Source organism: Nocardioides speluncae, assembly GCF_003121585.1.
GTDB lineage: Bacteria > Actinomycetota > Actinomycetes > Propionibacteriales > Nocardioidaceae > Nocardioides > Nocardioides speluncae.
On the sequence record NZ_QEOO01000049.1, the window covers coordinates 120,146 to 142,909 of the forward strand.

The following is a 22,764-nucleotide window of genomic DNA, read 5'->3' on the forward strand; positions in this document are numbered from 1 at the left end:
ATGCGACGAACCCGGAACGAGAAGGGCCAGGGCACCATCGAGATCCTGGCGACGATCCCGTTCGCGCTGCTGATCACCGGCGCGATCATCCAGCTGTTCTTCATCGGGTACGCCGCGGTCTCGGCCGAGGGCACCGCCCGGCAGGCCGCCCGCGACGCCAGCAAGGGCGTCGACCACTCGTCTGCCGAGAGCAACGCCGAGCGGGACATCCCCGGCTTCTTCAAGGACGGCAGCTCGGTCTCGGTGTCGAGCGGCGACATCTCCAGCAGCGGCGACGAGCCGTCGGTGACCGGCACCGGTGGCGGCGACGTGGTCTCGGCCAAGTCGCAGATCCGAGTGCCCGTCTTCGGCATGGGCTTCGGCATCGACGACCTCGACATCACGGTGACCCGGTACGCGGTCATGCCCGTGACCGAGGAGAACGGCTTCGGAGGCGGCTTTTAGTGGTCACTCCCAGGAGTTCATCGGCGCCTGAGCGGCCAGGGCACGCACATCGCTGCGTTGTCGTCGGTCGACGGGCCGCCGGCCCGCCTCCCTCCGACGCCTTGCGCTGCACGCACCCTGACCACTCAGACCCTCGAAGAACTCCTGGGAGTGACCACTAGTGGCCCTACGCGACCGCAAGCACGACGGCACGATCGACTCGGTCGTCAACGACAACGGCGTCTCCTACCTCAAAGGCCTGCTGCTGGAGGAGGTCGACCTCAACGAGCTGTCGGCGCTCTCCGAGGAGCAGCGCCGGGCCCGCCTGGAGCGGGTGGTCGGCACCCTGCTCACCCGCGAGGGCCCGCTGCTCACCAACCGCGAGCGCAACCTGCTGGTACGCCGCGTGGTCGACGAGGCGCTCGGTCTCGGCGTACTCGAGCCGCTGCTGCGCGACGAGACCATCACCGAGATCATGGTCAACGGCCACGAGGACATCTACGTCGAGCGGGCCGGCCACATCCAGCGACTGCCGCTGAAGTTCTCGTCGGTGGAGCAGGTCTACCAGGCCATCGACCGGATCGTCGCCGGCGTCAACCGCCGCGTCGACGAGTCCAGCCCGATGGTCGACGCCCGCCTGATGGGCGGTGAGCGAGTCAACGTGATCGTGCCGCCGCTGGCCGTCGACGGGCCGACGATCACGATCCGGCGGTTCCCGCGGCCGTACTCGATCTCGCGTCTGATCGAGCTGGGCGCGCTCGACGACTCGATGGCCGGGCTGCTCGACGCCATGGTGAAGGCCGAGCTCAACATCGTGGTCTCGGGTGGTACCGGCTCCGGCAAGACCACAATGCTCAACGCGCTGTCGTCGTTCATCCCGGCGCAGGAGCGGATCATCACCATCGAGGACGCCGCCGAGCTCGCGCTGCAGCAGAACCACGTGATCCGGCTGGAGAGCCGGCCGCCGAACGTGGAGGGCAAGGGCGAGATCACCATCCGCGACCTGGTCCGCAACTCGCTGCGTATGCGGCCCGACCGGATCATCGTCGGTGAGACCCGTGGCGGCGAGGCGCTGGACATGCTGCAGGCGATGAACACCGGCCACGAGGGCTCGCTGGCCACCATCCACGCCAACAGCGCCGAGGACGCGCTGCTCCGCTTCGAGACGCTGTGCACGATGGCGGAGCTCCGGCTGCCGGACGAGACGCTGCGCGACCAGATCAACAGCGCCATCGACTGCGTGGTCCAGCTCAGCAGGCTCCCGGACGGCAGCCGCCGGATCACCGAGATCGTGCTGCTGATCTCCCGGCACCGCGAGCACTACAAGATGCACCCGGTCTTCCAGTACCGCCCGGAGCCGTGGTCCGGTTCGGGCAAGGTGACCGGAACGCTCCACTACTTCAGCATGCCCAAGGTGTACGGCGAGCGGATCCGGCTCACCGGCCTGCCACTGCCACAGGCGTTCGCCAACGCCAAGCCGCCGCCGATGGACGACTGAAGTGGTCACCTCCGTCCGTTCGCCAAGGGTCTCCGCGGCCATCGCACGCACATCGCGGCGTTGGCGTCGCTCGCCAGACGATCCGGTATGCCTTCACTCCGCCGCCTTGCGCTGTACGCACGCTGACCACGGATACCCCCGACCAACGAACGGAGGTGACCACCCATGGTCAGCATTCCGATCATCACGATGATCCTGCTGGCGACGCTCACCCTGGTGGTCGTCGGCATCGGGGTCCTGGTGCAGGAGCAGGACCGGCGCCGTTCGCTCGCGTTCGTGGTCGGCCAGGACCGCAGCTCCAGCTTCAACCGGTTCCGGCGGAACCTGGAGCGCCGGATCCTCAGGACCGGCTGGGGCCGCCGGCTGCGTTGGCAGCTCAACAACGCCGACGTGACCTGGCCGATCGCCGACACCGTGATCGGCGCGTTCCTGGTGGCCTGCGCCGGGGCGTACGCCAGCTACGTGATCGGCGGCCCGGTGCTGACGATCATCGTGATGGCTCTGCTGCTGTGGGGCGCGCGGATGTGGTTCAAGCGGCGCGAGGAGGCGCGGTTCGCCCGCTTCATCGACCAGTTGCCCGACCTGGCCCGGCTGCTGGCCAACGCCGCGAGCGCCGGCCTGTCGCTGCGAGCCGCGCTCTCGGTCGCCGCACAGGAGACGATCGAGCCGACCAAGAGCGAGCTCAACCGGGTCAACGAGGAGCTCGCACTCGGCTCGTCTCTGGACGACGCGCTGTCCCGGATGGGCGACCGGCTGCCGTCGCGGGAGCTCGCCGTACTCGTCAACGTGCTGGTCATCCAGTCCCGCGCCGGCGGCAAGATCGTCACCGCACTGCAGGGCATCACCGAGGCGCTGGAGATCCGCCGCGACCTACGGCGCGAGGTCGCGACGCTGATCGCGGGCTCGAAGGCCACGGTGGCGGCGGTCTCGCTGCTTGGCGCCGGCATGGTCTTCCTGGTTCACTCCAGCGTCGAGGGCGGGTTGCGCGCGGTGCTCAGCAACCCGTTCGGGATCGGCATCTTCGTGTTCAGCCTGGCGCTGTACCTGCTCGGCATCGTCATGGTCCGCCGAGCGATCAAGGTCGAGGTTTAAGTGGTCACCTCCATTGGTTCGCCAGGCGTCTTCGAGGCCATCGCACGCACATCGCGGCGTTGGCGTCGCTCACCAGACGAGCCGGTATGCCCTCGCTCCGCCGCCTTGCGCTGCACGCACGCTGACCACGAATACACCCGACGAACCAACGGAGGTGACCACTAGCCATGGCCGCACTGTTTGCGTTCGGTGGCCTCGGGCTGCTCATCCTGGGTCTGTACGGCTATCGGCTGATGCGCGAGCCCGGCGTCGAGACCAGCGCGTTCTCGGCGTACGTCGGTCCCGAGGACAAGCCGCAGCGGACCTCGCTGGTCGGCAAGTTCCTCAACTTCATGGACCGCGCCATCGGCGGCCGGGTGCTCGGCCAGATGTCGACCGAGAGCCGCCGCAAGGTGCGCGCCGCGATCGCGCGTGCCGGGTCGCCGGACGGCTTCACCGTCGAGACGCTGATCCAGCGGCAGGCCACCTGGGCCGCGCTGGGCGTGATCCTCGGCGCGGCGCTGGTCTACCGCGGCTACCCGTTCGGTCTCGCGATGCCTGTGCTCGGCTGGTACTTCCCGCGGTTCGCGCTCTACACCGCCGCACAGCGCCGCTCCGCGGCCGTCGAGCGGGAGCTGCCGGACTTCCTCGACGTGCTGTCGGTGACCATCTCGGCCGGCCTCGGCTTCCGCTCGGCGCTGCGCCGGGTCGCGACGCTGGTCGGTGGCCCGGTCAGCGAGGAGATGCTGATCGCGCTGCGTCAGATCGACGTCGGTGCCTCGCGGCGGTCGGCGTTCGAGGAGATGCGCGAGCGCTCGAACTCGCCGTCGCTCAACAACTTCGTGACCTCGTTCCTGCAGGCCGAGGAGCTCGGTACGCCGATCACCGGCTTCCTGGAGAGCTACGCCAAGGAACTGCGGCGGACGGCGGGACAGCGAGCCCGCACCGCGGCCGCTCGCGCCAACCCGAAGATCAGCCTGATCCTGACTCTGGTGATCATGCCGGCGCTGACGCTGTTCATGATCGGGTCGATCATCCTGATGGCGTTCCTGGGCCAGTGATGATCAGATGGCCGTCCTGCAGATCGCCTCGCCCGCCGCGGAGTTCGAGCGCGTCCAGTCGCTGACCCGGATCGCGAAGATCCTGCTCGACATCCGGATCGTCTCCTGCCTGCTGGTGGCCGGCTGGCTGCTGACGGTTCCCGGGATGATGGGGATGGTCGTTGTGCTGGCGATCGCGAGCGCCTGGCTGCTGCTCGTGCTGCTGCGCTGGGAGACGGTCGGACTGGCGCTCTGCACGCACCCGCTGCTGCTCTGCTTCGATGCGCTGGGCTGCCTGTTCGCCCTCGGCGCGACCGAGCCGGTCAGCCCGATGCTGCTGCTGCTCGGCTCGGGCGCGGTGCTCACCGGGCTCTGCCTGGACCGCCGCGGAGCGCTGTTCTTCACGCCGGTGCTGGTCGGTGGCTGGTGGCTGGTGCTGTCGCTGCAGGTCCCCGAGCACCTCAACCCGGGCGACCCGTTCGTCTCCCTGGTGCTGGTGCCGGTGCTGCTCGTCGGCGGTCTCTTCCTCGGCGCGGGTATCCGCGAGGTGGTGCTCCGCGCGGCCGACGTCGAGCGCGAACGGCGCAAGCAGACCCGGCTCGCAGGCGTCGCTGAGGAGCGGGCCCGGCTGGCCCGGGAGATGCACGACTCGCTGGTGAAGACCCTGCACGGCGTCGCGATCCTCGCGGACACGCTGCCGGCCTGGCTGGACCGCAACCCGGCCAAGGCCAAGGAGCAGGCGCGCACCATCTCCGACCTGATCGCCGGCGCGTCCACGGAGTCGCGGGCGCTGATCCTGGCGATGCGGCGTACCCACTCGACGGCGGACGTTGCCGAGCAGGTACGGGAGGCCGCGAGCCGCTGGACCCACATCACCGGCCGGGACGCCGAGGTGCACGTGCTCGGGGACCCCGAGCTGGCCACCGAGTCGGCGTACGAGCTGATCGCGATCCTCAACGAGGCACTGGAGAACGTCGACCGGCACACCCCGGCCGGGACCTCCGCCACCGTGACCCTGTCGACCAAGCACAGCTGGGTCGAGCTCGGCATCACCGACGACGGACCCGGCAGTGAGCTGGACCTGTCCGCCCCAGGCACCGTCAAGGCCGGCCACTTCGGTGTGGTCGGCATGCGGGAGCGCGCCACCCGTGCGGGTGGTCGCGTGACGTTCGACTCGGCCGTCGGCCGAGGCACCACCGTGGCTGTCCGACTCCCGGCACAGCTGCCCGAGGACGAGGAGGCGCTCTCGTGACCGTCCGTGTACTGATTGCCGACGACAACCCGGTCGTCCGGATCGGGCTGACCAGCCTGTTGGAGCTGGAGCCCGATATCGAGGTCAGCGGCGAGGCGAGCTCCGGTCCGGAGGCACTCGCGCTCGCCGAGGAGCACCGGCCCGACATCGTGCTGCTCGACGTCCGGATGCCCGGTGGCGGCGGCCTGGACGTGCTGCCGCGGCTCGCCGAGATCGCCCGGGTGCTGATGCTCACCTATACCGACGAGCCCGCCGTGGTCTCGCAGGCGCTGCGCGAGGGGGCCACCGGCTACCTCGTGCACGGCTCCTTCGACAGCCACGAGCTGGCGGTCGCGATCCGCGACACCGCCGCAGGCGGGGTCAGGCTGTCGCCGCCGGCCGCAGCGGTGCTGCTGCAGGGCATGCCTGCCGCGCCGGCCGCGGGTGAGGGCGCGGCAGCGGCCAACGGTGGCCCGCCGACCGGTGTCGATCCCGAGGCGGTACGCCGCTACCGGCTGTCGCGGCGGGAGCTGGAGATCGCCGAGCAGATCGTGCTCGGCCACACCAACTCCGAGATCGCCCAGCACCTGTTCATCGAGGAGAAGACGGTCAAGAACCACATCAACCGGCTGTTCGCCAAGGTCGGCGCGACCAACCGGTCCGCCGCCGTGGCGCTGCTGCTCGGCCTGCGCGAGGACGCCTGATGGGCCCGGGTTGGGCCCGCCGGATTGGGCCCCTGATTGGGTCTTCGGACCCTCCGATGCCCGGCCGTTGTTCCGTAGCGTTCTGAGTGTCGAGAAGGACAGGGACCCGGATCGGCGACACAGACCAACAGAGCTTCCCGCTAATCAAGGAGATCGAAATGACCAGCTTCTTCGCACACCTCGAGGCCACTCTCTACGTCTACGGCCAGAGCCTCGCGGACCGTCGGGAAAAGGGCCAGGCCACCGCTGAGTACGTCGGCATCGTCGCCTTCGTCGCCCTGCTCGCCGTCCTCGTGATCGGCTTCAAGGACGAGATCAGCGAGCTCGCCCGCGGCATCCTGACCGGCGCCTTCGGCAAGATCCAGGAAGCGCTCGGCTGAGCATGCGCATTCGCAGCAGGCGGGAGGAGGGCCAGGCTTACCCGGCCCTCCTTCTGGCCGTCGTCGGTGGCTTTGCAATAGCGGTTTCATTCGTGCCCTTGCAGAACCTGCTTGACCAAACTGGACGAGCGGACACAGCCTCCGACTCGGCCGCGCTCGCCGCTGCGAAGGCGCACAAGATGAACTTCGAGCTGAAGGTCAAGGCGCTGCCGGACGGCCCGCAGAAGGTCGCGACGTTTTTTATCTATCTGACGTCGTACGACGGGCTTGCGTACGCACGGGCGAACGAGCTCGCCGGCGCGAATGGCGCCACGGCCCCTGTGGTCACCGGCGGCATGTACAACCCGGCGACCCAGCAGGTGAGGTACACCGCGATCACCAGGCAGAACGACACCGTCAAGGGCGGCGACGCCTCGGCGAACTCCAAGAGCAGGGCGACGGCGGCAGCCGAGCTGACGGCCGGGATCTGCATGGGTGGAATTGGGGTGGAGATCCTCGGTGTCGGCTGTCGGGACGCAGCCACCTGGATCCTCGAATGCACGCCGAAGCCGGGCTACGTTCCGCCTCCCTATTGCTACGCAGGAATCGACTTCACCGCTCTTCTCGAGTGGGACATCCATCTCGTCGAGAACGACGACCCGTTCTCCAACTGACACTGACTTTCCAATGACTTAGCTCTCTTGAGGAGTACGACGATGCCCGGATGTAGGGGCCGGCGGCGCCGCGGCGAATCAGGCGCAACTACCGCCGAATACGTCGGCATCGTCGCTTTCGTTGCACTCCTGGCAGTCAGTGTCATCGGTTTTCTTACGCCGGTCGGGGCACAGGCCAAGAGCATTGTCCGAACGGCGTACTGCCATATCGGCAGCACCCTTGGCGGCGCGGGCTGCGCGAATGAGGAGCTGCCCTACTACATCCCCACCAAGTGCACGATCTCCGCCACCGGGAAGCAGTACGGCGGCAGCGTCTCCATCATCGCCACCGTCGGCGGCGACACCGGCTACACGATCTACCGGATCCGGGTGCGTCAGCCCGACGGCACCTTCAAGGACTCCTACGTCGTCAAGACGACCGGCAAGGCCACCGGCAAGTTCGAGTTCGGGCCCAAGGGGGGCGCCGAGGTCGGCACCGGCGAGGGCGGCGTGAAGGCCAAGGGCGGCGCCGTGATCGGCATCAACGGCGAGATCGAGGGCGGCCAGACGTTCACCTTCGACAACGAGCAGGAGGCCCGCGACTTCGCCTCCGAGAACGTCGACAACTTCGGCGGGCTCTTCGGCGTCGACGGCGGCCCCGAGGCGACCTCGACGTACTACCAGGCAGGCGCCGGCGCGAGCGTCGAGGGCTCGGCCGGACCGCTCAAGGGCAACGTCGGCGGCAAGGCCGTGCTGGGCGTGGAGACCTTCAGCAACGGCAACACCAAGTTCAAGCTGGCGCTGACCGTCGAGGCCGCCGGCTCGCTCGGCATCCCGATCCCCGCGGCGATGCTCAAGGCGCAGGCCGAGGGCAAGCTGTCGGTGATGGTGCAGGCCGACGTCACCTTCGACAAGGACGGCAACCTGGTCGCCATCGGCGGCCAGATCGTCGGCAAGGCGACCGGCTCCGGCCAGGTCAACTTCGGCCCGGGCCAGGGCCAGCCGAAGAACCCGGACGGCACCACTCCGGACGCGCTCACGCTGCCTGGCCTCACCCTGCAGGGCGGCGGCGTGGCCACCCTGGCGTTCAGCTCGCAGTTCACCGACTCCGCCCAGAACGCCGCACTGTCCGAGGGAGTGGCCGACTTCATCGGTGGCAACGGGCTGACCCCGGAGTTCCAGGACGCGATCAAGAACCAGCTGACCAACCATTCGCAGTACACCTTCACCGTGGGTACGGCGACCGAGACCCGGGAAGAGTACGGTCTCAGCGTCAACATCTTCGGCGCGGAGTTCGGCGCCGAGGGCCACGTGATCAACACCGACGAGAACACGACGGACGGCTGGTACTTCAACCCGACCACCGGTGAGTGGGAGGAGAACCTCGCATGCAACACCTGACCCGACACGCGACCGGGGTACGCCGTGCGCTCGCCGCCGTCGTGGCGGTCGCCTGTCTCGCCTTCGTCACCGGCTGCGGAGAGGAAGGGGTCGAGGTGTCCGAGGAGCTGAGCTCCACCCCCGGTCAGAAGTTCAGCCTGGTCGACGAGGACGGCAAGCCGTACGTCGTCGGCCACGGCGTCGTACTCGAGGTGCCCGAGGACTGGACCGACTACGAGCCCGAGGCCGAGAGCATCGACGGCTCCACGATGGAGTGGGCCGTCGGCCAGCCGGAGGCAACCCTGCCGCTGCCCGCGGGCCTGCAGTTCTCGATGGGGGTCGCCGGCAAGGGCGGCCAGGTGGACAGCGACACCGGGCTGGCCCAGGCGGCCAAGAAGATCGCGGAGATCTCGCCCGGCTACGAGCTGCTCGACGAGGGTGACGCCGACGTGCCCGGCGCCGACGTGGCGAAGTTCCTGCGGTTCAAGCGGGACCTCGCGTACGGCGAGACGGTGGTGCCCGTCGAGCAGGTGACGCTGATGATCCAGGTCGACGAGGAGACCTCCTCGACGATCCGCTTCATCGCGCCGGAAGGCCAGTGGGACGCACTGATGAAGAAGTCCTACGACTCGGTGAAAGTGACAGACGGATGATGACCCGGCCGGTCGCGGTCACTCGGGCCCTGATCGTGACACTGGTGTCGGCGGTTGTCGGCGCCATCTTGGTGATGGCTGTCTTCTCGTTCGGCGACATCGAGCCGACCATCCGCGACCTCGGCGACAACGAGTCCCGGGTGAACATCGTCTGGTGGGGCCTGACCGCGGCCGCCGGCTGCGTCGCGACCCTGCTCGGCGTGATCTCCGGCGGGATGGCGCTGACCTCGAGCGGCCTCGACGTGCCGTGGCGGGCGGTGCTGCTGATGGGTGTCATCGTCGGCGGCATCGGTGCGGCGGTCGCCGGCGCGGTGCTGGTGTCCGGGCTGCTGCCCCAGCACACCGCCGTACCCATGCTGGTTGGGCTGCTCATCGGCGTCACCGGAGGTGCGGCGTACGTTCTCCAGCGGGGGGTTCCGGACCGCGACCTATCGTGGTACGTCGAGGAGCAGCGGCAAAGTAAAGCGTGGGGTAGCAGATGAGTAGCCCCCTTGCGGCTGGGTAACCTACCGAGGGTGACCCGAATCTCTGGCTGGGGAGGCCAAAGGCGTGTCTCTCGGAAGCCCATACTCGTTGCCCTTCTCGTCGGCGCCGCTGCGTCGTTGGTCGCGCTTGCCTTGCCCACCACGCTCGCGCCCTCCGCGAGCGGGTTGAGAGCCCCGATCCGGGTCGAGGTCGTCCTCGACGTCTCCGGCTCGATGGCCGAGGACGGCGGCAATGGCAAGAACCGGCTCGAGGGAGCCAAGAGCGCGCTGTCCGAGCTCGCCTACTCGCTGCCCGCCAGCACCGAGATGGGGCTCCGGGTCTACGGCTCGGAGCAGGAGTCCTCGTGCACCGACACCAAGACGCTGGTCCCGATCTCGCCGCTGCGGCCGGAGAAGATCGTGCAGGCCGCGAGGCCGCTCCAGCCCAAGGGCGATACCCCGATCGCCTACTCGCTGACCAAGGCGGCCGGTGACTTCATTGCCGGCGGTACGGCGCGCGACGTGATCGTGCTGATCAGCGACGGCGAGGACAACTGCAGCACCCCGGACAACCCGCCCTGCAAGGTCGTCAAGGCCCTGAAGAGGAAGGGCCTTGAGGTCCGGATCGAGACCGTCGGGGTCGGGCTCGGCGGCAACGACGCCGCCCGCAACGAGCTGCGCTGCATCTCTGCCGCGACCGGCGGCGACTACTACGACGCCCAGGACTCCGACGCGCTCAGCGCCGCGCTGAAGCGGATCAGCCAGCACTCACTGGGCAACCTGACGCCGGGCAAGCAGATCGAGGGCGGGATCGAGCAGTCGCAGGCCAAGCTGATCAAGCCCGGCGACTACCGGATCAAGCTGAAGCCGGGCCAGATCAAGTGGTTCTCGTTCGACGCCGCCGACGGCGACCAGCCACGCGTGCTGGCGACCGTCCAGGGCGCGAAGCGGGTCGTGGTGCCGATGGAGTCGCGCAACTGCGCTTCCTGGCGGGTCGAGCTGCGGAACTCGGCGGGGGAGGGCTCGGAGTACTCGCCGTACGGCAACTCCGCGGTGTTCGACGGCCGCGGCTTCGGCTCCACCGGTGCGTCCTCCACGCACCTGCTCGAGACCCAGTCGACCGGCATCGACTATCCCGGCCGCTGGACGATCCAGATCTCGCTCGGCCGGGACCTGGAGGAGCAGCCGTTGGACTGCGCCGAGCACCTGCCGTTCCAGGCGTTCGACGCTCGCTTCTCGCTCGCTCTCGAGGACGAGGTGCTGGCCGAGGAGCCGACCCTGACGCCGACCCCGACCCCGACTCCGACGCCTACTCCCACCCCGACGCTGGTCCCCACGCCGGAGCCCAGCGGCCCGGCTGCCTCTGACAAGTACAACAACCCGGTCCACCCGGACTCGGGTGGCGGCTCGGGGACGACGGTGTTCGCGGTGATGTTCGCAGTGGCCGTCGGCGGCCTGGGCTACATGCTCTACCGACTCAGACTGAAGCGTCGTCGCGGCTGGTGAACTCCACCCGGCTGCCGACCTTCAGGCCCCAGGTCTCGAAGGCGCCGGCCTCGGCCTCGATCACGCCGCGGGTCCGCCACGACCAGCGGCCGAGCTTGCCGGGCGGCATGGTGACGACATGGGTGACGGTGCCGTTGCGGTCCACGTGCGCGACGTCGATGGCGAACTGCATCCGGTATGTGTGCACCTGCTTGGCGGGCGCGAGCCAGAGCGCCCCTTCGAGGCCGGTCCGGCCGAGCAGCCCTTTGCTCCGGGTCCTCGCGGTCACGGCCATCTCCACCGGTACGACACTGCGGTCGTCAATGTTGAGCTCGTGCATGCTGGTTCTCCCTGATTCCCAGGCGCGGTCGCGCCCGCACCTCCTACCCCTAGAGACGTCCCGGTAACCGTCCCTAACGCACTCAAGCCGGACAACTGCGAGACTTTGCTTTGCGGCAATTGGCAAGGCAAAACTGTCCAAGGCAAGTTGCCCTTCGCTCGACGCCTCGACATGATCGACCGCGTGAACATCTTGGGCGTGACCTCGGGCACGGCGTGCACGGACGCGGTTACACAGTGAGTAAGGAACCGACCGAGCAGCAGGTGCGCAACCGAGCCGACCAGGCCCGGCTCTACGGCGCGCCGCTCGGCGACCTGGTCGATGACGTCACCGCGGCGTTCGGCCTGACACGTGGACGGCTGGCGGAGGTGCTCGGCGTGTCAGCGCCGATGCTGTCCCAGCTGGCCACGGGGCAGCGGGTCAAGCTGGGCAACCCGCTCGCCGTACAGCGGCTGCAGGGACTGCTCGAGCTGCTGCCCGACGTGAAGGCCGGCAACACCACCGCGCAGCGCGCGCTGGCGACGGTAGAGGCGACCGAGGGCGGTCAGGTGCTGACCCGCACCTCGGCCACCTCACGGACCCCGGAGGCCGACGCGGGCGCCGCCAGGCGGGCCCTCCAGTCCGCCGCCGGACCCGAAGAGCTGCGCGCCGCAGCCGAGCTGCTGCAGCTCGACCACCCCGCCCTCGCCAAGCTGCTCCGCGACGCCGCCGGCCACCCCTGAGCCCTGATCCACCGATGGCCGCCTGCTGCGCGCCACCATGCGGGCGCGCTGGCTGCGTTGGCGAAGACTCGACGGGCCTCCGGCCCGCCTTCGCTCCGCCGCCTTGCCATCACACCCGCCTGATGACGCGCAGCAGACGGCGCCCATCGGTGGATCAGGGCTGAGCGGTCTGCTCGGTCAGCGGCTGGGAAGCACCGTGAACCACGGGGTCGACCAGCCGGCGAGGTCGAGCTTCCCGGCTGCGAAGTCGTCGCGGTCGACGTGGATCCTGGCGCCGCGCGCCGGCTCGTAGAGGCGAACCCGGTCGCTGTCGCCGATCGGGGGCAGCGCGAGCACGATGTGGCGGGGCGACCAGGAGTTGCCGACGTACACCGGGACCGGGTGGCCCGCCTTCGCCGCGTCGCGGACCGCGTCGAACGCCTGCCCACGGCGGTTCGGCAGGATCAGCTTTGCGGTGTACGACGAGCCCGGTACGCCGCAGCTGGCGGTCATCTCGTTGGCGGTCGCCCACGGCGCGGTGCCGAGCGCGCGCGGCCACGGGAGCTGGAGCCGCATCTGGGCGTCGAGGAAGCCGTTGGTGCGCGGATGCAGTGCGAGCGCCTCGGCCTGGAAGCGTGCCGGGATCGGTCCCGGCACCGTCCGACCGGTGTCAGGGTCGGCGCCGGTCGCGATGAACTCGGCATACCCCGGACGGGTGACCATCCGGGCGACGGTCAGGCTGGCCGAGCCGCAGGTGCGCTGGTCGGGCTGCACCAGGCCGGCTCGGAGCGCGTCGTCGACATGGGTCATGGCGTCCTCGCTTTCGAGAGCAGCTGGGCGAGCGCGGTCCGCGCCTGGTCGGGGGCGGCCGGCGTACAGCCCGCGGCGACGGCCCGGTCGACCACCCGGCGCTGGGCTCGCATCAGCGCCACGCCGCGGCGTACCAGCACCAGCGGCGGCTTCCGCCGCTCCCGCAGGTCGCGGGTCAGCCGCCGCCAGAACGTGACCAGCGGGTGCTGCCGGACGCAGTACGCCGCGGCAAGCAGGCCGTGGTCGCGGCAGTGCCGGACCACCTCATGGGCGAAGATGCCCTCCGCCACGAAGTAGGCGGCGCCGTCCAGCAGCAGCTCGCGGGAGCCGTGGCGGCCGTCGCGAGCGATGTCATACAGCGGCACCTCGGCGTGGCCGTCATGGCAGAGCGCGTCGATGGTGGACCAGGCGTCGGCGGGCAGCCAGGAGTCCGGGTGGTCCCAGTCGACGAGGCCGGCTCGAGGGTGGGTCACTCGATCCAGCGCCTGCTGCGCGACGTTTCGGCCTCGATCTGGCTGCGTTGGCGTCGCTCGACGGGCCATCCGGCCCGCCTTCGCGCCGCCGCCTTGCCAGATCGGCCCGAAACGCCGCTCGCGACGGCGCTGGCTCGAGTGACCCACCCTGGGTCCGGCCTCGATCCGGGGCAGGGTCGGGTCGCCGCCGTCCTTGTAGAAGTCGTCGAGCCGCAGGACCGGCAGTCCGAGCCGCTCGGCGAGACGGGACTTGCCGGCACCGGACGGGCCGGCCAGCACGATCACCTGGGCTCCGGGAGATTGCACGCCCATATTGTGCCGGAGCCGGGTGGTACGGCGCGCGCGAGAGTGGGTGGTGGGTTTGCGCAAGGCCCGGATGTGGGATTCTTCAGCGCGTGAACCGGACGATGGCCTTCTTCGTGGGCGCCGTGATCGGCGGGATCATCGGTGTCACCGTGCTCGGCGCGGTGTGGGTGATCTTCATGGTGGCGACCGACGGCAACTATGAGGGATCCGAGTCGTACACCACGAGCACGTGTGAGCAGGCCGTGCCCGAGGATGCGCTGGCCGACCTCGGCTTCGACCCCGACAGCGGGTCGATGAGCGGTGGGTACGGCAGCTGCAACTACGACGACGGCGACGGCAACACCGTCACCGTCACCGTTCACGAGGGCACCAACTACACCGACCGGACCGAGCAGAACAAGGCCCGCTCGCTGGCCGACGTACTCGACAACTGCGGCGCGCCGTACTACGTGGTCCAGCGTGAGTACAACCCGGACTGGCTCGACCTGCCGGACGGCGTCGTGTCGTGTGCGTCGATGGGCGAGGACGAGTTCCGCGGCCGCGCGATCGGGGTCGAGGTGCAGGCCGAGCGCGAGGCGGCTCTCACCCTCGACATCCAGCAGCCGCCGGAGTCGGTCAGCGGTGAGGGCTGGGAAGAGCCGACCGCCGCCATCGTCGCGGCCAGCCGGGAGGCGTTGTGAGCTACCACGGTCCGCCGCAAGGCGGCGGTCAGCCCGGCTGGGGCCAGCAGGGTCAGCCCGGCTGGGGCCAGCAGGGTCAGCCCGGCTGGGGCCAGCAGAACCAGCCCGGCTGGGGCCAGCAGAACCAGCCGGTGTACGGCGCGCCCGGCTATGGGCAGCAGCAGCCCGGCTACCCGGCGTACGGCCCACCGGGCCAGCCCTTCCGACCGATCAGGCCGCCGAAGAAGACCGGTGCCGACATGGCCCTCGGCGCGTTCGTCGCGGTCCTCGGCTGCGTCGCGCTCGGCCTGCTGCTCTGGTACATGCTGAAGACCGACCCGCTGCCGCCCGCGGTCAGCATCTGCGACTCGGTCGAGAAGACTATCGCCGAGGACTGGGAGATGACGGAGGTCTACGACAAGACCTACGGCACCAAGCAGGCCCGCTATGCCTCCTGTGTCTTCCAGGACGAGGACCAGGGCTCGACGATGACGGTGCTGACCGAGGAGGGACAGACCGCCGGCGAGTCGAAGCGGGAGTACGCCGAGGACCTGGTCTACCCGCGCTGCAGCCTGGCCGAGGAGAACGACAACACCGAGTGCGTCGACATCCTCGACACCTACGACGGCGACCACGCCGGCGAGAAGCGGGTCCAGATCACCGACGACGACGCCGTACTGACCGTGATCATGACCTCCCACCCCGATGCGTACGACGAGGTAGTCGAGCAGCTCGACGGCACCGTCGAAGCCCTCACCAACCCCCCGAAGAAGTAACCCCGACCCGCCCCGTATTCACGCGTGTGGGCGGTGACCCGGCCGGTGTTGACGTGTGTGGGCGGTGACCCGGCCCGTGTTGACAGCGGGCCTCGTCAACACCGGCCGGGTCGGCGTACTTACACGTCAACACCGGCCGGGTCAGCGCGCTGACGCGTGAATACCGGCCGGGTCGGCGTGCATGTGCGTGAATACGGGCCGGGTCAGATGCCGATGGGGTGCCAGACGGTCTTGGTCTCCAGGAACGCGGTGAGGCGGTCGGTGCCGGGGTCGGTGGTCCAGTCGGGCTCGGCGGCGGGGGCGCGGCGTACCCGCTTGAGATTGTCGGCGGCCGACACCTCGAGTTCGGTGGCCAGTGCGTCGTCGCCGGCGATGCCGGTGAGATCGATCGCGTTGACGTCCATGTGGGAGGCGAGGGTCGGCGCGGTGCGGCTGAGCTCGCCGGTGAGGATGTTGACCACGCCGCCGGGTACGTCGGAGGTTGCCAGCACCTCGGAGAACGTGATCGCGGGCAACGGCCGCTGGTGGGAGGTCGCGACTACGCAGGTGTTGCCGGTGACGATCACCGGAGCGACCACCGAGACCAGGCCCAGCAGCGACGACTCCTGGGGAGCCAGGACCGCGACCACGCCGGTCGGCTCGGGGGTGGACAGGTTGAAGAACGGGCCGGCCACCGGGTTCGCGCCGCCGACGACCTGGGTCACCTTGTCGGACCACCCGGCGTACCAGACGAGCCGGTCGATCGACTCGTCGACGACCTTGGTGGCGCGGGCGGCGGTGGCCCCCTCGGACTGGCGGACCGCCTCGACGAACTGCGGCCGCCGGTCCTCCATCAGCTCCGCGACCCGGTAGAGGATCTGCCCGCGGTTGTACGCCGTCCGCGAGGCCCAGGAGCCGAACGCCTTGCGGGCTGCCTGGACTGCGTCACGCGCGTCCTTGCGGGAGGCGTTGGCGGCGTTGGCGACGAACTTCCCCTTGCTGTCGGTCACGACATACGAGTGACCCGACTCCGAGCGTGGGAACGCGCCGCCGACGAAGAGCTTGTAGGTCTTCCTGACATCCAGCCGAGTGTCAGTGCTCAAGGTAGGCCTCCAGACCGTGACGGCCACCCTCGCGGCCGTAGCCCGACTCCTTGTAGCCGCCGAACGGGCTGGCCGGGTCGAACTTGTTGAACGTGTTGGCCCAGACCACGCCCGCGCGCAGCTGGTTGGCCATCCACAGGATGCGGGAGCCCTTCTCGGTCCACACCCCCGCGGACAGGCCGTACGGCGTGTTGTTGGCCTTCTCGACCGCCTCGGCGGGTGTCCGGAAGGTCAGCACCGACAGCACCGGCCCGAAGATCTCCTCGCGCGCGATCCGGTGCGCCTGGGAGACCCCGGTGAACACCGTCGGCGGGAACCAGAAGCCGTTCTGAGGCAGTTCGCACTCCGGCGACCAGCGCCCCGCGCCCTCGGCCTCGCCGATGTCGGACAGCTCGCGGATCCGGGCCAGCTGCTCGGCGGAGTTGATCGCGCCGATGTCGGTGTTCTTGTCGAGCGGGTCGCCGACCCGCAGGGTCGACATCCGGCGCTTGAGCTTGGCCAGCACCTCCTCGGCGACGCTCTCCTGGACCAGCAGCCGTGACCCCGCGCAGCAGACGTGGCCCTGGTTGAAGAAGATGCCGTTGACGATGCCCTCGACGGCCTGGTCGAGCGCGGCGTCGTCGAACACGACGTTGGCGGCCTTGCCGCCGAGCTCCAGCGTGACCCGCTTGTCGGTGCCGGCGACGGCCTTGGCGATCGCCCGGCCGACCTCGGTCGAGCCGGTGAAGGCGACCTTGTCGATGTCGGGGTGGGAGACGAGGTGCCGGCCAGTGTCGCCGGCGCCGGTGATGATGTTGACCACGCCCGGTGGCAGGTCGGCCTGCTGGCAGATCTCGGCGAACAGCAGCGCGGTCAGCGGCGTGGTCTCGGCCGGCTTGAGGACCACGGTGTTCCCGCACGCCAGGGCCGGCGCGATCTTCCAGGCCAGCATCAGCAGCGGGAAGTTCCAGGGGATGACCTGGCCGGCGACGCCGATTGGGCGCGAGTTCTCGCCGCTGTGCCCTCTTTCTGGCAGGGCGTACTCGAGCTTGTCGGCCCAGCCGGCGTAGTAGAAGAAGTGCGCTGCCACGATCGGGATGTCGACGTCGCGCGACTCCTTGATCGGCTTGCCGTTGTCGAGCGACTCCAGCACGGCCAGCTCGCGGCCGCGCTCCTGGATGATCCGGGCGATCCGGTAGAGGTACTTCGCCCGCTCGCGGCCCGGCAGCTTGCTCCAGACCTTGGTGTACGCGCGGCGGGCCGCCTTGACCGCGGCGTCGACGTCGGCCTCGTCGGCCTCCGCGACCTCGGCCAGAACCTCCTCAGTGGCCGGGCTGATGGTCTTGAAGCTCTTGCCATGGCCGTCCACAAAGTCACCGTCGATGAACAGGCCGTACGACGGCTTGATGTCGACGATGCTGCGGGACTCGGGAGCGGGGGCGTAGTCGAAGGTCATGATCAGTCCAGCGTGAAGTAGTCGGGGCCGGAGTAGCGACCGGTCCTCATCTTGGTGCGCTGCATCAGCAGGTCGTTGAGCAGCGTGGAGGCGCCGAACCGGAACCAGTCCGGGTCCAGCCAGTCGGGGCCGGCGATCTCGTTGACCATCACGAGGTACTTGATCGCGTCCTTGCTGGTGCGGATGCCGCCGGCCGGCTTCACCCCGACCATCTGGCCGGTGGCCTCGCGGAAGTCGCGCACCGCCTCCAGCATTACCAGCGTGACCGGCAGCGTGGCGGCGGGCTGCACCTTGCCGGTCGAGGTCTTGATGAAGTGGCCGCCGGCCATCATCGCCAGCCAGGAGGCGCGGCGGACGTTGTCGTAGGTCTGCAGCTCGCCGGTCTCGAAGATCACCTTCAGATGGGCGTCCCCGCAGGCCTCGCGCACGGCCACGATCTCGTCGTACACCTGCTTGTAGCGGCCGGCCAGGAACGCGCCGCGGTCGATCACCATGTCGATCTCGTCGGCCCCCGCCTCCACCGCGTCGTGGGTGTCGGCGAGCTTGATGTCGAGGGCGGCACGGCCGCTGGGGAAGGCGGTGGCGACGGCAGCGACGTGTACGCCGGAGCTGCCGAGCGTCTCCTTCGCGGTCGCCACCATGTCCGGGTAGACGCAGACGGCGGCCGCGGCAGGGCAGGTCGGGTCGGCCGGGTCGGGGCGCATCGCCTTGCTGGCAAGCGCGCGGACCTTGCCCGGGGTGTCCTGGCCCTCCAGGGTGGTCAGGTCGACCATCCGGATGGCCAGGTCGATGGCGTACTCCTTGGCCGTGGTCTTGATCGACCGGGTGCCGAGGCTCGCCGCCCGGGCCTCGGCGCCGACCTGGTCGACGCCGGGCAGCCCGTGCAGGAACCGGCTCAGCGAGGCGTCGCTACGCACGATGTCGCCAAAGGAATCCGGTAACGCGTCCCAGCCTCCGGTCGCTGGCCCAGTGCCTTCGTTTGGGGCGGTGGAGGTGGTCGTCACCAGACCAGCATAGGCCGGTCGGTCAGCGGAAGAGGTCGAGCTTCCCGGCCTTGTCGGCGAGCAGGTAGTAGACGGTGACCCGGTTCTTGGTCCGGTCGCCCTTCAGCACCTCGCCGACCTCGGCGATCATCGCGTCGAGAGCGGTGTCGTCGTCGGTGAGACCGAGCTTCTTCTGGAGGAACTTCTCGCGGACCCGGTCGAGCTCGGACTTGTCGCTGAACGCCACCAGCGAGGCGTCCCTGCTGCGGAGCGCGATCCCGCAGTGCCGGACGACGCCGGCGATCGCGTCGTCGTCCGCGTCGGGTGCGTACTTCTTCACGTCTGCTGCCCAGTCGGTTGCCACATGCTCTCCTTGGATGGATCGGTCAGTTGGCGTTGCTTCCCGAGGCTCGGGTCAGCATAGGCACGGCGCGGGTGGCGTGGTCCAGACTCGACCGGATGAACATCGCCCCACGCTGACCGGTGGGCGTGATTAGAGGCCGGCGGCGGCTTTGATGTCGTCGCGGAGCGCGTCGAGGCGGCCGGCGGCGGAGATCCGGGCGGCGTCGACGGCACCATCCCCACCTCCGGGCTCCACCGGTACGACGACCTCCAGGTAGCACTTGACCTTCGGCTCGGTGCCGCTCGGGCGGACGATCACCCGGGCGCCCTCGGCCAGCCGGTACCGCAGCCCGTCGGTCGGGGGCAGCACCTCGCTGCCCTCGGTCAGGTCCTCGATCCGCTCCACCGCGAGGCCGCCGAGCGTGGTGGGCGGGGTCTCGCGGAGCCGCTGCATCGCGGCGCCGATCTCGGCGAGGTCGGTGACCCGGACCGAGAGCTGGTCGGTGGCGTGCAGGCCGTGCTGGGTGGCGATCCGGTCCAGGATGTCGGTCAGCGTCTCGCCACGAGCCTTCGCGGCGGCGGCCACCTCGCAGAGCAGCAGCAGCGCGGAGACGCCGTCCTTGTCCTTCACGTGCTCCGGGTCGACGCAGTAGCCCAGCGCCTCCTCGTAGCCGAAAGCCAGGCCGGCGATCCGGCCGATCCACTTGAAGCCGGTCAGCGTCTCGGCGTACTCCTGCCCGGCGGCCTCCGCGAGCCGGCCGAGCAGCGACGAGGACACGATCGAGGTGGCGTAGACACCCTGCTTGCCCGCGCCGAGCAGATGGTCGGCCAGGATCGCGCCGACCTCGTCGCCGCGCAGCATCCGCCAGCCGTGCGGGTCCGCGATCGCCGCGGCGCAACGGTCGGCGTCCGGGTCGTTGGCGACCACCAGGTCGGCGCCACTCTCGGCGGCCAGCGCCATCGCCAGGTCCATCGCACCCGGCTCCTCCGGGTTGGGGAACGCCACGGTCGGGAAGTCCGGGTCGGGCTCGGCCTGCTGCGGCACCGTCAGCGGCGCCGGGAACCCGGCCCGGGTCAGTGCGGTGGCCACGGTGTCGCCGCCGACGCCGTGCAGTGGGGTGTAGACGGTGACCAGGTCGCGCGGTCCGTCCCCGACCAGGCCGACCACGCTGTCCAGGTACGCCGCGACGATCTCCTCGCCGAGCACGCTGCCGGTGTCGCCGCGCGGGAGGTCGGCGATCTTGCCGACGGCCGCGATCTGGGCGGCGATCTCGGCGTCCGCCGGCGGCACGATCTGGCTGCCGTCGCCGAGGTAGACCTTGTAACCGTTGTCCTGCGGCGGGTTGTGGCTCGCGGTGACCATCACGCCGGCCACGCAGCCGAGGTGCCGGATCGCGAATGCCAGCAGCGGCGTGGGCAGCGGCTCGGGCAGGGTGACCGCGGCCAGGCCGGCACCGGTCATGATCTCCGCGGTGTCGCGAGCGAAGACGTCGGAGTTGTAGCGCGCGTCGTACCCGATCACGACCTGGTCGCCGGGCCCGGCGCCGCAGGCCTTGAGGTACGCCGCCAGCCCGGCCGCCGCCCGGGTCACCACGACCCGGTTCATCCGGTTCGGCCCGGCACCGAGCGCGCCGCGGAGTCCCGCCGTACCGAACTCGAGAGTCCCGGCGAACCGGTCAGCGAGATCGTCGAGCGCGGCCTGGTCGCCGGTCTCGGCGGTGGCCAGCAGCTTCTCGAGGTCGGCGCGGGTCTGGTTGTCGGGGTCGTCGGCGGCCCAGGCGCGCGCCTCGGCCAGCAGGGCGTCGTTCATGCGCTCACCGTAACCAGTCAGAGGATCCCCGTGGTCGTCGCGAGCACGAACAGCGCCAGCCCCACCGCCGCGATCAGCGCTTCGGGCAGCGCCACGTGCGCGAGGAACCACGCCGACCGCCGTGATTGCGGGAGCTGGTCGGGGCCGTGCGGTAGCGGCGAGGTCGTGGGCGGACGACCGATGCGTGCGTGCCACCACCACCAGTTGGCCTGCGGAGCCGACGCTAGCTCGTGGTCCACCTCGACCGGGTTGAGTTGGAAGGCCAGAACCTCGATCTCGCGGAGGCGTGGGTAGTAGCGGATCTGCTGCCGCTTCAGGAGTCCTTCGACCAGCCAGAACGACACGGCGCCGAGACTTGCCAGCGCGAACAGAGCGGGGGTCTCCTGCTGGAAGCCCAAGCCGAGCCCGGCCAGGCTGACGGTCACCGACCAGCCCTTCACGGTCAGCATCCGGTGGTCGAAGTCGTTGATCCGGGCGTCGATCGCGTAGTACTCCCGGTTCAGGTCCTCGCGCAGCGTGTCTCTCGGGTCGGCAGTCACGGACCGCACGCTATCGAGCCGGGCAGGATTGGGAACGTGAGCAGGGAGTTCTCGTTCCGTGACGAGTGGACCGTCGCCGCGTCCATGGCGGAGGTGCAGGCGGCGCTGGTGGACCTGGAGCACTACCCGTCCTGGTGGCCGCAGGTCCGCGCCGTCCTCAAGCTCGGACCGGACGATGCACTGGTCGTGTGCCGGTCGCTGCTGCCCTACTCGCTGCAGGTCCGGCTGCACGCCGTACACCGGCTGCCCGACCTGCTGGAGACCGTGCTTGACGGCGACCTGGAGGGCGTGGCGCGCTGGCGGCTGACGCCGGTCGAGGGCGGCACCCACCTGCGCTTCGAGCAGGACGTACGGGTCACCGGCAGGCTGCTCGGCTTCGCGTCGTACGCCGTCCGTCCACTGCTGACCTGGAACCACGACCGGATGATGGCCGGCTGCATCGCCGGCCTGCGGAGCCGGCTCGCCTGAGCCCGGATCCACGGATAGCCGCCTACCGACCGCCCCCATGCGGGCGCGCTGGCTGCGTTGGCGTCGCTCGACGGGCCGCCGGCCCGCCTTCGCTCCGCCGCCTTGCCATCACACCCGCCTGGTGACGCTCGCTACGGCGCCTATCGGTGGATCCCGGCTGAGCGTCAGGCCACGCAGAACTCGTTGCCCTCGGGGTCGAACATGCCCTGGGTGTAGCGGTCGGGCAGCTCATCGGCCCCGGGGTAGGGGTCGCGCAGGGTGGCACCGGCGGCGAGCAGCTCGGCCACCTTGGCGTCGACCCGCTCCTTGCGGACCGCTAGCGGGACGTCGCGGCCGCCACTGGGATAAAGGTCGAAGTGGAACCGGTTCTTGACCGACTTGCCCTCGGGCACCGACTGGAACCAGATCTTCGGGCCCTCTCCCTTGGGGTCCTGGAGCCGGTCGCTGCCGTCGCCATCGAGATCCAGCTCGTCCTCGGGCACGCCGATGGAGAGGTACCACTCGTTCATCGTGGCGAAGCCCTCCGGGGGCGGCTGCGGTTCGTAGCCCAGGGCGGGGCCCCAGAACGCCACCATCGCGGATGGGTCCTTGCAGTCGATCGTGAGCGACCAAGTCATCATGCGTTTCACGCTAGACCCGGCCGCCGACATTTCTGGCTGCAAGACTCGGGCGCATGAACGTCGAGCAGGCGCACCAGTTCGCATCCGCATGGGTCGACGCGTGGAACTCCCATGACCTCGACGCCGTGCTCGCCCACTTCGCCGAGGACGCCGTGTTCACCTCCCCGATGGCAGCCCAGCTGCTCCCCGAGACGCGCGGCGTTCTCGAGGGCAAGGAGGCCATCCGCGGCTACTGGGCCGTGGGTCTGGAACGTGTCCCCGATCTGCGCTTCGAGGTCGTCAACGTCTACAACGGCGTGGACACCGTCGTGATCAACTACCGCAACCATGCTGGCGGCCTCGTGAACGAGGTACTTCACCTCGATCCCGAAGGCCGAGTCGGTGCGGGCCACGGCACCTACCTCGTCGCTGATCCGCACCATCCAGTCCGGGACGCTGGCGGGCGATGAATAGCCGGGG

General features: G+C 69.7%; 27 protein-coding genes. 17 read left to right on the forward strand and 10 right to left on the reverse strand.

The window, feature by feature from the left end; translation table 11 throughout:
* The 12 genes from DDV73_RS25665 to DDV73_RS25720 all read left to right on the forward strand — a co-directional run bounded on the left by DDV73_RS25665 (nt 1) and on the right by DDV73_RS25720 (nt 10,982).
* Nucleotides 1–444, forward strand: coding sequence for a TadE/TadG family type IV pilus assembly protein (locus DDV73_RS25665; RefSeq protein WP_109510115.1), 444 nt, complete (start codon nt 1–3; stop codon nt 442–444).
* A 160-nt stretch (nt 445–604) separates the two neighbouring features.
* Nucleotides 605–1,921: a TadA family conjugal transfer-associated ATPase gene (locus DDV73_RS25670; protein ID WP_109510116.1), complete on the forward strand. Its 1,317-nt coding sequence runs from the start codon at nt 605–607 to the stop codon at nt 1,919–1,921.
* A 165-nt stretch (nt 1,922–2,086) separates the two neighbouring features.
* On the forward strand, nt 2,087–3,013 hold the full coding sequence (locus DDV73_RS25675; protein ID WP_109510117.1) for a type II secretion system F family protein: 927 nt from the start codon (nt 2,087–2,089) through the stop codon (nt 3,011–3,013).
* Nucleotides 3,014–3,180: 167 nt separating this feature from the next.
* On the forward strand, nt 3,181–4,053 hold the full coding sequence (locus tag DDV73_RS25680; RefSeq protein ID WP_109510118.1) for a type II secretion system F family protein: 873 nt from the start codon (nt 3,181–3,183) through the stop codon (nt 4,051–4,053).
* 7 nt (nt 4,054–4,060) lie between these two features.
* Nucleotides 4,061–5,284 carry a sensor histidine kinase gene (locus DDV73_RS25685; protein WP_109510119.1) on the forward strand — a complete coding sequence of 408 codons (1,224 nt, stop codon included), beginning with the start codon at nt 4,061–4,063 and terminating at the stop codon, nt 5,282–5,284.
* A complete protein-coding gene (locus DDV73_RS25690) occupies nt 5,281–5,967 on the forward strand; it encodes a response regulator (RefSeq protein WP_109510120.1) in 687 nt (228 codons plus the stop codon). The genes DDV73_RS25685 and DDV73_RS25690 overlap by 4 nt, the downstream gene beginning before the upstream one ends.
* 158 nt (nt 5,968–6,125) lie before the next feature.
* The gene (locus DDV73_RS25695; RefSeq protein ID WP_109510121.1) at nt 6,126–6,347 is read left to right on the forward strand and encodes a hypothetical protein; all 222 of its coding nucleotides are present in this window, start codon (nt 6,126–6,128) and stop codon (nt 6,345–6,347) included.
* A 179-nt stretch (nt 6,348–6,526) separates the two neighbouring features.
* The gene (locus DDV73_RS25700) at nt 6,527–7,000 is read left to right on the forward strand and encodes a hypothetical protein (protein WP_161962537.1); all 474 of its coding nucleotides are present in this window, start codon (nt 6,527–6,529) and stop codon (nt 6,998–7,000) included.
* 42 nt (nt 7,001–7,042) lie between these two features.
* Nucleotides 7,043–8,380: a hypothetical protein gene (locus tag DDV73_RS25705; protein ID WP_109510123.1), complete on the forward strand. Its 1,338-nt coding sequence runs from the start codon at nt 7,043–7,045 to the stop codon at nt 8,378–8,380.
* Complete coding sequence (locus tag DDV73_RS25710) at nt 8,368–9,012, forward strand: hypothetical protein (protein WP_109510124.1); 645 nt, start codon at nt 8,368–8,370, stop codon at nt 9,010–9,012. The genes DDV73_RS25705 and DDV73_RS25710 overlap by 13 nt, the downstream gene beginning before the upstream one ends.
* On the forward strand, nt 9,009–9,494 hold the full coding sequence (locus tag DDV73_RS25715; protein WP_109510125.1) for a hypothetical protein: 486 nt from the start codon (nt 9,009–9,011) through the stop codon (nt 9,492–9,494). The genes DDV73_RS25710 and DDV73_RS25715 overlap by 4 nt, the downstream gene beginning before the upstream one ends.
* A 168-nt stretch (nt 9,495–9,662) precedes the next feature.
* On the forward strand, nt 9,663–10,982 hold the full coding sequence (locus DDV73_RS25720; protein ID WP_109510126.1) for a vWA domain-containing protein: 1,320 nt from the start codon (nt 9,663–9,665) through the stop codon (nt 10,980–10,982).
* On the opposite strand, the gene DDV73_RS25725 is transcribed toward DDV73_RS25720, so the two are convergent.
* Nucleotides 10,954–11,301 (reverse strand): DUF192 domain-containing protein, encoded by a 348-nt coding sequence (locus DDV73_RS25725; protein WP_109510127.1) that lies wholly within the window; start codon nt 11,299–11,301, stop codon nt 10,954–10,956. The two genes, DDV73_RS25720 and DDV73_RS25725, sit on opposite strands and share 29 nt — an antisense overlap.
* A 236-nt stretch (nt 11,302–11,537) precedes the next feature.
* Here DDV73_RS25725 and DDV73_RS25730 point away from each other — a divergent pair, with 236 nt between their 5' ends.
* A complete protein-coding gene (locus DDV73_RS25730) occupies nt 11,538–12,023 on the forward strand; it encodes a DNA-binding protein (protein ID WP_154402914.1) in 486 nt (161 codons plus the stop codon).
* A 177-nt stretch (nt 12,024–12,200) separates the two neighbouring features.
* Here DDV73_RS25730 and DDV73_RS25735 read toward each other — a convergent pair whose 3' ends face one another.
* Both DDV73_RS25735 and DDV73_RS29405 read right to left on the reverse strand, forming a co-directional pair.
* Nucleotides 12,201–12,812, reverse strand: coding sequence for a cysteine peptidase family C39 domain-containing protein (locus DDV73_RS25735; RefSeq protein WP_109510129.1), 612 nt, complete (start codon nt 12,810–12,812; stop codon nt 12,201–12,203).
* Nucleotides 12,809–13,591 carry an ATP-binding protein gene (locus DDV73_RS29405; protein ID WP_240617481.1) on the reverse strand — a complete coding sequence of 261 codons (783 nt, stop codon included), beginning with the start codon at nt 13,589–13,591 and terminating at the stop codon, nt 12,809–12,811. Before DDV73_RS29405 ends, DDV73_RS25735 begins: the two co-directional genes overlap by 4 nt.
* An 89-nt stretch (nt 13,592–13,680) precedes the next feature.
* Between DDV73_RS29405 and DDV73_RS25750 the strand changes: the two genes are divergently transcribed.
* Nucleotides 13,681–14,271, forward strand: coding sequence for a hypothetical protein (locus DDV73_RS25750; RefSeq protein ID WP_109510130.1), 591 nt, complete (start codon nt 13,681–13,683; stop codon nt 14,269–14,271).
* Nucleotides 14,268–15,026, forward strand: a complete 759-nt coding sequence (locus DDV73_RS28530; RefSeq protein WP_109510131.1) for a hypothetical protein — start codon at nt 14,268–14,270, stop codon at nt 15,024–15,026. The genes DDV73_RS25750 and DDV73_RS28530 overlap by 4 nt, the downstream gene beginning before the upstream one ends.
* A gap of 203 nt (nt 15,027–15,229) precedes the next feature.
* Here the strand turns inward: DDV73_RS28530 and DDV73_RS25760 are convergent, their stop codons facing one another.
* From DDV73_RS25760 to DDV73_RS25785, 6 genes are all read right to left on the reverse strand, one after another.
* Nucleotides 15,230–16,108 carry an aldehyde dehydrogenase family protein gene (locus tag DDV73_RS25760; RefSeq protein ID WP_109510132.1) on the reverse strand — a complete coding sequence of 293 codons (879 nt, stop codon included), beginning with the start codon at nt 16,106–16,108 and terminating at the stop codon, nt 15,230–15,232.
* On the reverse strand, nt 16,098–17,543 hold the full coding sequence (locus DDV73_RS25765; RefSeq protein WP_109510133.1) for an aldehyde dehydrogenase family protein: 1,446 nt from the start codon (nt 17,541–17,543) through the stop codon (nt 16,098–16,100). The genes DDV73_RS25760 and DDV73_RS25765 overlap by 11 nt, the downstream gene beginning before the upstream one ends.
* A 2-nt stretch (nt 17,544–17,545) precedes the next feature.
* A complete protein-coding gene (gene deoC / locus DDV73_RS25770; RefSeq protein ID WP_240617482.1) occupies nt 17,546–18,460 on the reverse strand; it encodes a deoxyribose-phosphate aldolase in 915 nt (304 codons plus the stop codon).
* A gap of 109 nt (nt 18,461–18,569) precedes the next feature.
* Entirely contained in the window at nt 18,570–18,890 is a 321-nt protein-coding gene (locus DDV73_RS25775) for a DUF2853 family protein (protein ID WP_109510135.1), read from the reverse strand.
* Nucleotides 18,891–19,019: 129 nt separating this feature from the next.
* Nucleotides 19,020–20,678, reverse strand: coding sequence for a phospho-sugar mutase (locus tag DDV73_RS25780; RefSeq protein ID WP_109510136.1), 1,659 nt, complete (start codon nt 20,676–20,678; stop codon nt 19,020–19,022).
* 17 nt (nt 20,679–20,695) lie between these two features.
* Nucleotides 20,696–21,217, reverse strand: coding sequence for a hypothetical protein (locus DDV73_RS25785; RefSeq protein ID WP_154402915.1), 522 nt, complete (start codon nt 21,215–21,217; stop codon nt 20,696–20,698).
* 36 nt (nt 21,218–21,253) lie between these two features.
* Between DDV73_RS25785 and DDV73_RS25790 the strand changes: the two genes are divergently transcribed.
* Entirely contained in the window at nt 21,254–21,685 is a 432-nt protein-coding gene (locus DDV73_RS25790; RefSeq protein WP_240617483.1) for an SRPBCC family protein, read from the forward strand.
* A gap of 164 nt (nt 21,686–21,849) precedes the next feature.
* On the opposite strand, the gene DDV73_RS25795 is transcribed toward DDV73_RS25790, so the two are convergent.
* Nucleotides 21,850–22,305, reverse strand: coding sequence for a VOC family protein (locus DDV73_RS25795; protein WP_206051098.1), 456 nt, complete (start codon nt 22,303–22,305; stop codon nt 21,850–21,852).
* A gap of 53 nt (nt 22,306–22,358) precedes the next feature.
* Between DDV73_RS25795 and DDV73_RS25800 the strand changes: the two genes are divergently transcribed.
* Nucleotides 22,359–22,754, forward strand: a complete 396-nt coding sequence (locus tag DDV73_RS25800) for a nuclear transport factor 2 family protein (RefSeq protein WP_109510138.1) — start codon at nt 22,359–22,361, stop codon at nt 22,752–22,754.
* Nucleotides 22,755–22,764 lie beyond the last annotated feature (10 nt).

Bases quoted from the DNA above. Each gene is read 5' to 3' on its own strand.
- DDV73_RS25665 (WP_109510115.1), top strand. From the start codon at position 1: ATGCGACGAACCCGGAACGAGAAGGGCCAGGGCACCATCGAGATCCTG.
- DDV73_RS25675 (WP_109510117.1), top strand. From the start codon at position 2,087: ATGGTCAGCATTCCGATCATCACGATGATCCTGCTGGCGACGCTCACC.
- DDV73_RS25680 (WP_109510118.1), top strand. From the start codon at position 3,181: ATGGCCGCACTGTTTGCGTTCGGTGGCCTCGGGCTGCTCATCCTGGGT.
- DDV73_RS25685 (WP_109510119.1), top strand. From the start codon at position 4,061: ATGGCCGTCCTGCAGATCGCCTCGCCCGCCGCGGAGTTCGAGCGCGTC.
- DDV73_RS25695 (WP_109510121.1), top strand. From the start codon at position 6,126: ATGACCAGCTTCTTCGCACACCTCGAGGCCACTCTCTACGTCTACGGC.
- DDV73_RS25700 (WP_161962537.1), top strand. From the start codon at position 6,527: ATGAACTTCGAGCTGAAGGTCAAGGCGCTGCCGGACGGCCCGCAGAAG.
- DDV73_RS25705 (WP_109510123.1), top strand. From the start codon at position 7,043: ATGCCCGGATGTAGGGGCCGGCGGCGCCGCGGCGAATCAGGCGCAACT.
- DDV73_RS25710 (WP_109510124.1), top strand. From the start codon at position 8,368: ATGCAACACCTGACCCGACACGCGACCGGGGTACGCCGTGCGCTCGCC.
- DDV73_RS25715 (WP_109510125.1), top strand. From the start codon at position 9,009: ATGATGACCCGGCCGGTCGCGGTCACTCGGGCCCTGATCGTGACACTG.
- DDV73_RS25725 (WP_109510127.1), bottom strand. From the start codon at position 11,301: ATGCACGAGCTCAACATTGACGACCGCAGTGTCGTACCGGTGGAGATG.
- DDV73_RS25735 (WP_109510129.1), bottom strand. From the start codon at position 12,812: ATGACCCATGTCGACGACGCGCTCCGAGCCGGCCTGGTGCAGCCCGAC.
- DDV73_RS25765 (WP_109510133.1), bottom strand. From the start codon at position 17,543: ATGACCTTCGACTACGCCCCCGCTCCCGAGTCCCGCAGCATCGTCGAC.
- DDV73_RS25780 (WP_109510136.1), bottom strand. From the start codon at position 20,678: ATGAACGACGCCCTGCTGGCCGAGGCGCGCGCCTGGGCCGCCGACGAC.
- DDV73_RS25795 (WP_206051098.1), bottom strand. From the start codon at position 22,305: ATGATGACTTGGTCGCTCACGATCGACTGCAAGGACCCATCCGCGATG.
- DDV73_RS25800 (WP_109510138.1), top strand. From the start codon at position 22,359: ATGAACGTCGAGCAGGCGCACCAGTTCGCATCCGCATGGGTCGACGCG.